The organism is Pseudomonas sp. NPDC086581 (genome assembly GCF_044746165.1).
Classification (GTDB): Bacteria; Pseudomonadota; Gammaproteobacteria; order Pseudomonadales; family Pseudomonadaceae; genus Pseudomonas.
The window spans coordinates 64,359-75,047 of record NZ_JBIVBR010000014.1 but is presented as its reverse complement, the minus strand read 5'-3'; the positions used below and the strand labels follow the sequence as shown (position 1 = coordinate 75,047).

The following is a 10,689-nucleotide window of genomic DNA, read 5'->3' as shown; positions in this document are numbered from 1 at the left end:
ATGACGATGAACCTTGCCCTGATCACGGCCTGCCCCAACGGCCAGATTTCCAGTGTGCTCAGCGCTCGCCTGCTGCGTGCGGCGGCCGAGCGCCTGGGCTGGTCGGTGTGCGTCGAACAATGCGATCCGCAGCATCCGGAGCGCCAGTTGAGCGACGGCCAGATCGCCGCCGCCGATTGGGTGCTGGTGGTCAGTACGCAGCCGCTGGAGCTTTCGCGCTTCGCCGGCAAGCGCCTGGTCCAGGCCCGGCCTGCCGAGGCGCTGGCCGAGCCGGCCAGCTTCCTGCAGCGAGCGCAGGAAGAGGCGCAGGTCTGGCAGCCCGGTGAGTCTTCGAGCGCGCCGGCCGTAGCAGAGCGCGCAGCGAAGATCGTTGCCGTGACCGCCTGCCCGACGGGTGTGGCGCACACCTTCATGGCGGCCGAGGCGCTGCAGCAGACGGCGCAGCAGATGGGCATCGAGCTGCGGGTGGAAACCCAGGGCTCGGTGGGCGCGCGCAACCCGCTGACCGCGGAAGAAATCGCGGCCGCCGATGTGGTGCTGCTGGCGGCCGATATTGAGGTCAACCCCGAGCGGTTCGCCGGCAAGCGCATCTTCCGTTGTGGCACTGGCGTTGCGCTGAAGCAGCCGCAGGCGACTATCGAAGGCGCATTGAAGGAAGCGACGGTGGAGTCCGCTTCATCTGCCGGCAGCAGTGCGGCGCCAACCAGGAATGAGGCGCGTGGGGTCTACAAGCACCTGCTCACCGGCGTGTCCTTTATGCTGCCGATGGTGGTAGCGGGCGGCTTGCTGATCGCGCTGTCATTCGTCTTCGGCATCGAGGCCTTCAAGCAGCAAGGCACCCTGGCGGCGGCGCTGATGCAGATCGGCGGCGACGCGGCGTTCAAGCTGATGGTGCCGATGCTCGCGGGCTATATCGCCTGGTCCATCGCCGACCGTCCGGGCCTGGCGCCGGGGATGATCGGCGGGCTGTTGGCGAGCACGCTGGGCGCGGGCTTTCTTGGCGGCATAGTCGCCGGCCTGCTCGCGGGCTATTCGGCGCGGGCGATTGCCCAGTGGCTTCCACTGCCGACAAGCGTCGCGGCGCTCAAGCCGATCCTGATCATCCCCTTGCTGGCCAGCCTGTTCACCGGGTTGGTGATGATCTACGTGGTGGGTTCGCCGGTGGCGGCGATGATGGGTTCACTCACTGACTTTCTCGCGGGCATGGGCACCACCAACGCCATCCTGCTCGGCCTGCTGCTGGGCGGGATGATGTGCGTGGACCTGGGCGGGCCGATCAACAAGGCGGCCTACGCGTTCTCGGTGGGACTGCTCGCGTCGCAGAGTTATGCGCCGATGGCGGCGGTGATGGCCGGCGGGATGGTCCCGCCCATCGGGATGGGTATCGCCACGCTACTGGCGCGGCGCAAGTTCGCCCAGAGCGAGCGTGAGGCGGGCAAGGCGGCGCTGGTGTTGGGGCTGTGTTTCATTTCCGAGGGGGCGATTCCCTTCGCCGCCAAGGACCCGCTGCGGGTGATCCCGGCGAGCATCGCCGGCGGTGCGCTGACCGGTGCGTTGTCGATGCTGTTCGGCTGCAAGCTGCTTGCGCCCCACGGGGGGCTGTTCGTGCTGCTGATCCCCAATGCGATCAACCACGCGTTGCTCTACCTGCTGGCGATTGCCGCGGGCAGTGTGGTGACCGGGGTGCTCTATGCGCTGCTCAAGCGCGGCGAGGCGGCGCCGATGATGGCGATGGGGCAGGTGTAACGGAGCTTGCACTGACGCAGGAGCGGACGAAGTCCGCTCCTGCGGGGTCAGCTTGGGTCAGGCGCTGCGTCGGTGACGTTGCTCGGCGGCCTGCGCCGGCACCGGCAGGCGGTGCGAGTCGCCGCGGCCCATGGGGAAGTACTCGAAGCCATAGCGTGCCACGCGCTCGGGGTCGAATAGGTTGCGCCCGTCGAAGATCACCGGCGTCTTCAGGCGGCTGGCCACCAGCTCGAAATCCGGTGCCTTGAACTGCCGCCACTCGGTGCAGATCACCAGCGCATCGGCGCCGCCCAGGGTGGCTTCCGGCGTGCCCATCAGGGTCAGGCGTTCATCGTGGCCGTACAGGCGCTGCGCTTCGGGCATGGCTTCGGGGTCGAAGGCGCGGACCTTGGCGCCGGCTTCCCATAGGGCCTCCATCAGGGTGCGGCTGGGGGCGTCGCGCATGTCGTCGGTGTTGGGCTTGAACGACAGGCCCCAGAGCGCGAAGGTGCGGCCCTTGAGCTTGCCGCCGTAGTAGCTGCGGATGCGCTCGAACAGCTTGCTCTTCTGCCGCTGGTTCACCGCTTCCACGGCGCGCAGCAGGTCGCTGGAGCAGTGGGCTTCCTCGGCGCTCTGGATCAGAGCCTGGACGTCCTTGGGGAAGCACGAGCCGCCGTAGCCGCAGCCGGGGTAGATGAAGTGGTAGCCGATGCGCGGGTCGGCGCCCATGCCCTGGCGCACCGCTTCGATGTCGGCGCCCAGGTGTTCGGCCAGCTCGGCGATCTGGTTGATGAAACTGATCTTGGTGGCGAGCATGCAGTTGGCGGCGTACTTGGTCAGTTCCGCGCTGCGCAGGTTCATGGTCAGGATGCGGTCGTGGTTGCGGTTGAACGGCTCGTAGATCTCGCGCATCACGTCCAGCACCTCGGCGCTTTCGCAGCCGATGACGATGCGGTCGGGTTTGCGGCAGTCGGCCAGCGCCGAGCCTTCCTTGAGGAACTCGGGGTTGGAGACGATCTCGAAGTCCAGGCTGCGGCCTTCTTCGGCGAGCACCGCCAGCACCTTGGCCTTCACGCGATCGCCCGTGCCCACCGGCACGGTGGACTTCTCGACGATGATCACCGGCTGGGTGCGGTTGCGGGCGATGCCTTCGGCAACCGCCAGCACGGCGCGCAGGTCGGCGGAGCCATCGGGCAGCGGCGGGGTGCCGACGGCGATGAACTGCACGCGGCCATGGCCGGCGGCCTCGGCGACGTCGCTGGTGAAACGCAGGCGCCCGGCTTCCAGGTTGTCCTTTACCAGCTCGGCGAGACCCGGTTCGAAGATGCTGATCTGGCCGCGCTTGAGCTTGGCGATCTTGTCTTCGTCGATGTCCATGCACAGGACGTCGTGGCCCACTTCGGCCATGACCGCGGCCTGCACCAGGCCCACATAACCGATTCCGAATACGCTGATTTTCATGTTGTGCTCTCCCGGATAGGGACTCGAAGCGGGATTGGGGTCAGTCGAACTGCGCGCGCTCGGAGCGAGCGTCGCTGGGTTTGATGACGGTTGTTCTGTCAGGGCGGCGTGGTGCGTTGATTGCGATCACGCCGGCAATCACCAGGGCGACACCCAGGGTGCGCTGCAGGCTCAGGGGCTCGCCGAAGCCCGGCAGCAAGGCGGCGCCGAGGTAGACGAACGCATAGCTCAGGCTCAGCAACGAATAGGCGCGGCTCAGCGGCAGGTGTTTGAGGGCGAGCAGCCAGCTGAGCATCGACAGCGCATAGGCCAGGACCGCGCCGGCCAGCGCCGACAGGGCGGCAAGGTCCAGTTGCGCGAGGTCGAACGGCCAGTGCGACGGCAGGCGCGTCATGCTCCAGCGCATGCCCAGCTGCGCGCCGCTCACCAGCAGTACGCTGCCCAGAGCGAAAGCGATGCCGCGCTTCACGAGTGCATCCCCAGAAGGGCGACGCCGCCGACGATCAGCGCCACGCCGAACCAGTGGCGCGCATCGATGCGCTCGCCGAACAGGCGGCTTGCCAGCAGCGTCACCAGCACGAAGTTCAGGCTCAGCATGGGGTAGGCGACGCCCACTTCCAGGCGCTGCAGGACCAGCAGCCAGAGGAGCAGGCCGACCCCCAGGCAGGCGACGGCCAGCAGCAGCCAGGGCGAGAAGAGTTTCGCAGCCATGCTTGAAGGAGCATCGCGCCAGCTTTCCACGGCGAATTTCTGCGCCAGCTGGCCCATGCAGGTGAGCAGGCAGACTCCGGCCAGCAGCAGGGCGGTCATGGCTTGGCCTGCGGAATCAGCAGGACCACCAGGTGGTTCTGCCGGTAGCTGATGGCGTCGCTGGGCAGCATGGCCAGTTCGGCTTCGTCGCTGGCGCTGTTGACCCGCATGATCACGCCGATGGGGCCTTCGGCGCGCTCGCGCTCGATCCAGGCGTGGATGTCTTCAGGGGCTATGCTGCGGCCATGGCCTTCGGGATAACCCAGGCCGAACTTCAGCTCGCCTTCGGTGTTGAACAGCGTGATATCGCTGCGCTGGGTGCGCCAGGCAAGTGCGGTCGCGGCGCCCAGGTCGTTGCTCATGAGGCTGTGAGCGCCCTTGAGCTGCTCCAGGTGCTCGGCGATGAACTGGTCGGGCATCTTGCTGTTGACCATCTTGTTCGGCAGCGCATTGGGGACCAGTGCCACCAGCAGCCAGGCCGCAAAGGCCGGCGCCGCCCAGTAGCGATTGGGCTGCAGCAGCTGCAGCAGGCCGGCCAGCAGCCAGACGACGCAGACCAGGGCGATCATCAGCACGCTGGGCAGTTCGTCGTGGTACTGCGGGTGGCGAGCCTGCATGAACACCAGGCCGGCCAGCGCGCTGCTGCCCAGCAGCAGGTTGAGCGCGCCGTTGAGTTTCAGCGCGATCAGCCTGCGCTGCTGCAACGCACGGCCGATGGCATCGGCCATCAGCAGGGCGAGCGGGGCGAAGCAGGGCATGATGTAGGTCGGCAGCTTGCCCTTGGCCAGGCTGAAGAACAGGAACGGCATGACGAACCACAGCAGCAGGAATACCAGCTTGGAGTCGCGCCACCCCTGCATGCCGTTGCGCAGCGCCGGGATGATCAGCACCGCCCAAGGCAGTGCGCTGGCGAACAGCAGAGGCACGAAGAACCAGATCGGTCGACCGTGCTGGGCGTCTTCGGCGGCGAAGCGGCGAATGTGCTCGTTCCAGAAGAAGAAGTTCCAGAAGTCCGGCTCGCGGGCGTGGATCATCAGGGCCCAGGGCGCGCTCACCAGAATCGCTACCAGAACGGCCAGCAGACCGTAGCGCAGCAAATCGCCAAAGCGCTTCTGCAGCAATGCGTATGGAAGGCCGACGATCACCGGCAGCAGGAAGGCGAGGAAGCCCTTGGTCATGAGGCCGAAGGCACAGGCTGCGCCGATCAGGCTCCAGGCGGCGAAGCGTCCACGGGTGGTCCTGGCGTCGAAGGCGAACCACAGGGCACCGAGGCTGAGATTCACGCAGAAGGTGAACTGGGGATCGAGGTTGGCGTAGCCGGCTTGCCCGGCGATCAGCCCGAAACTCAGGTAGAACAGGCCCGCGGCCCAGGTGCGACGCGGGTCGTTCCACAACCGGCGGGCGATCAGGCTGACCAGCAAGGTGCTTAGGGCGGTGACCAGCGCCGAGCCGAAACGCACGCCGAAAAGGTTCTGGCCGAACACGGCCTGGCTGGCAGCGGTCAGCCAGTAGCCGCCGGTGGGCTTCTCGAAGTAACGCAGGCCAAGCAGATGCGGGGACACCCAGTCGCCACTCTGCAGCATGGCCTGGCTGATCTGCGCATTGCGCGACTCGTCGGGAATCCACAGCCCGTGGAAGGCCATCGGCAGCAGGATGCACAGTACGAAGGCGGCTAGCAGGGACGGGTAGGCCAGGCGCTTCATGCGTGCTGCACCCCCAGCCAGCCTTCGCGGCCGGCCAGTTCGCCGCGCACCAGGCTGGCGACGGGCAGGGTGGTCGGGTCGTCCGGCAGCAGACGGCCCAGCGGAACGAAGCGGATGCCGCCGGCCCGTGCCTGGGCCAGCAAGCGGCGGAAGTCGTGGGCCATGAGAATGCCTTCGACCTCGGCGTGAATGGTGTACACGTTCAAGGCGTCCATGTCGAAACGGGAAAGGATGTAGTCATTGAAGGCGGACGGCGCGACCTGCGGACCGACGACTTCGTCGAAGGTGGGCATATCCACCGGGATCTGCGGGGTGCCGACGCGGCCGTCGGCCAGGCGCGGGCGGAACAGAGAGCTCCCGCGGCAATCGCTGTTGTAGCGAAAGCCGAAGCGCTCCTTGGCTTCCACGGTGCGCTCGTCGGCGCGCCAGCCGGCCACCGCCGAGCACTCCACCGGGTTGCCGAGGATGTCGGCGAGGGTATCCACGCCACGGCGGATCTGCTGCTCCAGTTGCTGCGCGCTCCAGCGGCCGGCGTTGGCCTGCCAGCCATGGTGGTCCCAGGCGTGCAGGCCGACTTCGTGGCCGGCGTCCTGGGCGCGCCGCATCAGGTGGCCCAGGTCGCGGCCGATCGGCTTGCCCGGCCAGGCGGTGCCGGCCAGGAGAATGTCCCAGCCATAGAGCCCGGCGGCGTTGGAGCGCAGCATCTTCCACAGGAACTGCGGGCGGATCAGGCGCCACAGGTGGCGCCCCATGTTGTCGGGGCCGACGCTGAAGAAGAAGGTCGCCTTGACGTCGGCTTCCTCGAGCATGTCCAGCAGCCGCGGCACACCGTCACGGGTGCCGCGGTAGGTGTCGACATCGATGCGCAGTCCTGCCCGCATCAGGCGATGCTTTTCAGCGGGACGGCGTGAGGCTGGCCGCCGACGCGCTCGGCCAGGGCTTCGCGGAGGAAGAAGTCCAGGGTCTTGCCGATGGTCTCGGACAGCTCGACGGTGGGCTGCCAGTTCAGCAGGCGACGGGCATTCTCGATGCTCGGCTTGCGGTGCGACACGTCCTGGTAGCCGTCGCCATAGAAGCTGCGGCTTTCCACTTCGCGGAAGCCGGCGAAGGGCGGGAACTGGTCGCGCAGCGGGTGGGCCTCGAACTGGCGCAGCAGCTCTTCGCCCAACTGGCGGATGCTGGCTTCGTTATCCGGGTTGCCGATGTTGACGATCTGCCCGTCGCAGCGGCCGCCTTCGTTGTCGATGATGCGTGCCAGCGCCTCGATGCCGTCATCCACGTCGGTGAAGCAGCGCTTCTGCTCGCCGCCGTCTACCAGGCGGATCGGGGTGCCTTCCACGAGGTGCAGGATCAGCTGGGTAATGGCGCGGGAGCTGCCGATACGGGCCGAGTCCAGGCGGTCCAGGCGCGGGCCCATCCAGTTGAACGGACGGAACAGCGAGAACTTCAGGCCTTTCTGGCCGTAGGCCCAGATGACGCGGTCGAGCAATTGCTTGGAGACCGAGTAGATCCAGCGCTGCTTATTGATTGGGCCGACGATGAGGTTGGAGGTGTCCTCGTCGAAGTTGGCGTCGGTGCACATGCCGTACACCTCGGAGGTGGACGGGAAGATCACGCGCTTGTTGTATTTGACGCAGTAGCGGACCAGCTTGAGGTTTTCCTCGAAGTCCAGCTCGAACACGCGCAACGGGTTGCGGGTGTATTCGATCGGGGTGGCGATGGCCACCAGCGGCAGGACCACGTCGCACTTCTTGATGTGGTACTCGATCCACTCGGTGTGGATGCTGATGTCGCCTTCGACGAAGTGGAAGTCCGGGTTGCCCTTCAGGCGCTCGATGGCGTCGGAGCCGATGTCCAGGCCATAGACCTCGTAGTTGCCGTCACGCAGCAGGCGCTCGGACAGGTGGTTGCCGATGAAACCGTTGACGCCGAGGATCAGCACGCGGGTCTTGCGCTTGGGCTTGCCGACTGCGCCGTGCAGGCGCGAGCCATCCACCAGCCCCATCTCGCGGGCCAGCTGCGGGCCGGCGAGGAACAGGCCGCTGTCATTCTGCTGGCCGGAGAGAATTTCCAGCGAGTCTTCGCCGCAGGCAATGCGCAGAGGATCGACCGAGAGCACCGAGCCAGGCGCCATGCCGTTGTTGCCGGCCGCGACGCGCGAGCTCCAGACGATCAGCTTGCGATCGCCCACCGGGGCGAAGGCGCCGGGGTAGGGCTGGGTCACGGCGCGGACCAGGTTGTGCAGTTCGCGGGCCGGACGCTTCCAGTCGAGCAGGCCGTCCGCCGGGGTGCGGCGGCCGAAGTAGCTGGCGCGGGATTCGTCCTGGGCGACCTCCTGCAGCTCACCGCGCGCCAGGCGCGGCAGGGCGGAGCCGAGCAGCTCGCGGGTGGCTTCGCGCAGCTTGCCGTGCAGCACCAGGGCGGTGTCGTCGGCGCCGATGGCAACGCTCTGCTGGGCGAGGATGCCGCCGGCATCGGCGCGCTTGACCATGCGGTGCAGGGTCACGCCGGTCTCGGTCTCGCCGTTGACCAGCACCCAGTTGGCCGGGGCGCGGCCACGGTAGCGCGGCAGCAGCGAGCCATGCAAGTTGTAGGCGCCCTTGGCGGCGCAGGCCAGCAGTTCTTCGCTGAGCAGGTGGCGGTAGTAGAAGGAGAAGATGTACTGCGGCTGCAGCTCACGGATGCGTGCGACCCACAGCGGGTGGTTGACGTCTTCCGGGGCGTGTACCGGGATGCCCAGGCGCGCGCAGAGCTGCGCTACGGAGCCATAGAAGCGGTTTTCCTTGGGATCGTCGGCGTGAGTGAAGACGGCGTCGATCTGGTAACCGGCGGCGAGCAGCGCTTCGATGCCGGCGCAGCCGAAGTCGTGGTAGGCGAAGACGATGGTCTGCTGGGTCATGGCTGGATGGACTCGAGAGAAGGGGAAGAAGTGGTGATCTGGGCGCGCGGTGTCTCGGTGCGGACGATGCGCTCGATGAAGAAGCGGGGACGGGCTCGCACGTCGTTGTACATGCGGCCCAGGTACTCGCCGAGCAGGCCCATGCCGACCAGTTGCACGCCGGTGAACATGAACAACACGGCGAACAGCACGAACACGCCGTGGCCGGCCCAGGCGGCGCCGAACAGCAGGCGCAGTACCAGCAGCATCAGGGCGAAGGCGAAGCCGGCCACCGCCATGCCCCCGCCGACGAAGGACAGCAGGCGCAGCGGCGAGGTGGTCATGCAGGTGACCAGGTCGAACATCAGGTTGATCAGGCGCAGGAAGTCGTACTTCGACTCGCCGTGCTCGCGCTCGGCGTGGGCGACGAGGATCTCGCTGGTGTGGCGGGCGAAGCTGTTGGCCAGGATCGGGATGAAGGTGCTGCGTTCGCGGCAGGCGAGCATCGCCTTGACGATGCTCGAGCGATAAGCGCGCAGCATGCAGCCGTAGTCGTTCATCGCCACGCCGGTCGAGCGCTGCACGGCGAGGTTGATCAGCTTCGACGGCCAGCGGCGCAGAGCGGAGTCCTGGCGTTTCTGGCGCACGCTGCCGACGACGTCGTAGCCCTTGGCGGCTTCGGCCACCAGGCGCGGGATTTCTTCCGGCGGATTCTGCAGGTCGGCGTCGAGGGTGATCACCAGGTCGCCCTGGCACTGCTCGAAGCCGGCCATGATCGCCGCGTGCTGGCCGTAGTTGCGGTTGAGGATCACCGCAACCACGTGGCTGCCCGGCGCCTGTGCGGCTTCCTGCAGCAGGTCGGCGGAGCTGTCGCGGCTGCCGTCGTCGATCAGCACGATCTCGTAGTCGCGGCCCAGCTGTTCGCAGGCGGCGGTGGTGCGGCGCAGCAGCTCGGGCAGGCTGGCCTCTTCGTTGTACACCGGGATGACGATGGACACACGATTGATCGGATAGGGTTTCACGGTGGCGTTACCGGAGCAGGGTTTCGATGGCGTCGACCACACGGTCCTGGTCGGCCTGGGTCATGTCGGGGAACAGCGGGATGGAGACGATCCGCGAGGAGTTCCACTCGGTGTTGGGCAGTTGCACGTGCGGGTAGCGCTGGCGGTAGTAGCTGTGCAGGTGGCTGCCGATGAAGTGAATGCCGCTGCCGATGCCGCGTTGCTGCAGGCCCTGCATGAAGGCTTCGCGGTCGATGCCGCAGCGCTCCTGGTCGATGCGCAGGACGTACAGGTGCCAGGCGTGATGCTGCGGGTAGTCCGGCACCACCAGCGGTTGCACGGGCAGGTGCGCCAGGCGCTCGGCGTAGCCGGCGGCCAGTTCGGCGCGGCGGGCGTTGATCGCTTCGAGCTTGGGCAACTGGACCAGGGCAATGGCGGCGTTGATGTCGGTGAGGTTGTACTTGAAGCCCGGCTCCACCACCTGAGCCTGCGGCTTGCGGCCGTGGGTCAGGCGGTCGTAAGCGTCGACGCCCAGGCCATGGAACTTCAGGGTGCGTACGCGATTGGCCAGGACTTCGTCATCGGTGACGAACATGGCGCCCTCGGCGCAGGTGAGGTTCTTGATCGCGTGGAAGGAGAAGATCGCGGTGCCGCGCTGGCCAACCGGGCGGCCACGGTAGAAGGTGCCGGCAGCGTGGGCGGCGTCCTCGATCACGGGGATGCCATGGCGCAGGGCGAGTTCGTCGATCGGGTCCATGTCGCAGGCGGCGCCGGCGTAGTGCACCGGGATGATGGCGCGGGTACGCGGGGTGATCGCGGCCTCGATGCGCGCGGCGTCGGTCATCAAGGTGTCACGGTCGACATCGACGAACACCGGCGTGGCGCCCAGCAGGCTGATCATGTTGACGGTGGAAACCCAGGTTTGCGACGGGGTGATCACCTCGTCACCTGGGCCGATGCCCAGGGCCAGCAGCGCCAGATGCATGCCGCCGGTCGCGGAAGACAGTGCCACGGCGTGGCGGCAGCCGATCGACTGGGCAAAGCGTTGTTCCAGTTCGGCGTTCTTCGGTCCGGTAGTGATCCAGCCAGAGCGCAGGACTTCATTGACTGCCTGGATCTCCTCCTCGCCTATGCTGGGGCGGGAGAAGGGGAGGAAGGGCATTTCCATGTG

The 10,689-nt window shown here is 67.1% G+C and carries 9 protein-coding genes; 1 reads left to right on the top strand and 8 read right to left on the bottom strand.

Features of this window, described 5'->3' with window-relative positions; all coding sequences use genetic code 11:
* Positions 1-6 precede the first annotated feature (6 nt).
* Complete coding sequence (locus ACIPK7_RS25155; RefSeq protein WP_192431638.1) at positions 7-1,746, top strand: PTS fructose-like transporter subunit IIB; 1,740 nt, start codon at positions 7-9, stop codon at positions 1,744-1,746.
* A 57-nt stretch (positions 1,747-1,803) separates the two neighbouring features.
* Here ACIPK7_RS25155 and ACIPK7_RS25150 read toward each other — a convergent pair whose 3' ends face one another.
* The 8 genes from ACIPK7_RS25150 to arnB are packed head-to-tail and all read right to left on the bottom strand — an operon-like array spanning position 1,804 to position 10,686.
* The gene (locus ACIPK7_RS25150; protein WP_401090884.1) at positions 1,804-3,186 is read right to left on the bottom strand and encodes a UDP-glucose dehydrogenase family protein; all 1,383 of its coding nucleotides are present in this window, start codon (positions 3,184-3,186) and stop codon (positions 1,804-1,806) included.
* 40 nt (positions 3,187-3,226) lie between these two features.
* Positions 3,227-3,655 carry a 4-amino-4-deoxy-L-arabinose-phosphoundecaprenol flippase subunit ArnF gene (gene arnF, locus ACIPK7_RS25145; protein WP_192431636.1) on the bottom strand — a complete coding sequence of 143 codons (429 nt, stop codon included), beginning with the start codon at positions 3,653-3,655 and terminating at the stop codon, positions 3,227-3,229.
* Positions 3,652-3,996, bottom strand: coding sequence for a 4-amino-4-deoxy-L-arabinose-phosphoundecaprenol flippase subunit ArnE (gene arnE, locus ACIPK7_RS25140; protein ID WP_192431635.1), 345 nt, complete (start codon positions 3,994-3,996; stop codon positions 3,652-3,654). Before arnE ends, arnF begins: the two co-directional genes overlap by 4 nt.
* The gene (arnT, locus tag ACIPK7_RS25135; protein WP_401090882.1) at positions 3,993-5,639 is read right to left on the bottom strand and encodes a lipid IV(A) 4-amino-4-deoxy-L-arabinosyltransferase; all 1,647 of its coding nucleotides are present in this window, start codon (positions 5,637-5,639) and stop codon (positions 3,993-3,995) included. Before arnT ends, arnE begins: the two co-directional genes overlap by 4 nt.
* Complete coding sequence (gene arnD, locus ACIPK7_RS25130; protein WP_401091000.1) at positions 5,636-6,523, bottom strand: 4-deoxy-4-formamido-L-arabinose-phosphoundecaprenol deformylase; 888 nt, start codon at positions 6,521-6,523, stop codon at positions 5,636-5,638. Before arnD ends, arnT begins: the two co-directional genes overlap by 4 nt.
* Positions 6,520-8,538 carry a bifunctional UDP-4-amino-4-deoxy-L-arabinose formyltransferase/UDP-glucuronic acid oxidase ArnA gene (gene arnA, locus ACIPK7_RS25125; protein WP_401090880.1) on the bottom strand — a complete coding sequence of 673 codons (2,019 nt, stop codon included), beginning with the start codon at positions 8,536-8,538 and terminating at the stop codon, positions 6,520-6,522. The genes arnD and arnA overlap by 4 nt, the downstream gene beginning before the upstream one ends.
* Positions 8,535-9,539 carry an undecaprenyl-phosphate 4-deoxy-4-formamido-L-arabinose transferase gene (gene arnC, locus ACIPK7_RS25120; RefSeq protein WP_192431631.1) on the bottom strand — a complete coding sequence of 335 codons (1,005 nt, stop codon included), beginning with the start codon at positions 9,537-9,539 and terminating at the stop codon, positions 8,535-8,537. The genes arnA and arnC overlap by 4 nt, the downstream gene beginning before the upstream one ends.
* 7 nt (positions 9,540-9,546) lie before the next feature.
* Positions 9,547-10,686, bottom strand: a complete 1,140-nt coding sequence (gene arnB, locus ACIPK7_RS25115; RefSeq protein WP_192431630.1) for a UDP-4-amino-4-deoxy-L-arabinose aminotransferase — start codon at positions 10,684-10,686, stop codon at positions 9,547-9,549.
* Between the last annotated feature and the right edge of the window lie 3 nt (positions 10,687-10,689).

Excerpts from the sequence above, each read along its gene's own strand:
- arnE (WP_192431635.1), bottom strand. The coding sequence starts at position 3,996 with ATGACCGCCCTGCTGCTGGCCGGAGTCTGCCTGCTCACCTGCATGGGC.
- ACIPK7_RS25155 (WP_192431638.1), top strand. The coding sequence starts at position 7 with ATGAACCTTGCCCTGATCACGGCCTGCCCCAACGGCCAGATTTCCAGT.
- arnA (WP_401090880.1), bottom strand. The coding sequence starts at position 8,538 with ATGACCCAGCAGACCATCGTCTTCGCCTACCACGACTTCGGCTGCGCC.
- arnT (WP_401090882.1), bottom strand. The coding sequence starts at position 5,639 with ATGAAGCGCCTGGCCTACCCGTCCCTGCTAGCCGCCTTCGTACTGTGC.
- ACIPK7_RS25150 (WP_401090884.1), bottom strand. The coding sequence starts at position 3,186 with ATGAAAATCAGCGTATTCGGAATCGGTTATGTGGGCCTGGTGCAGGCC.
- arnB (WP_192431630.1), bottom strand. The coding sequence starts at position 10,686 with ATGGAAATGCCCTTCCTCCCCTTCTCCCGCCCCAGCATAGGCGAGGAG.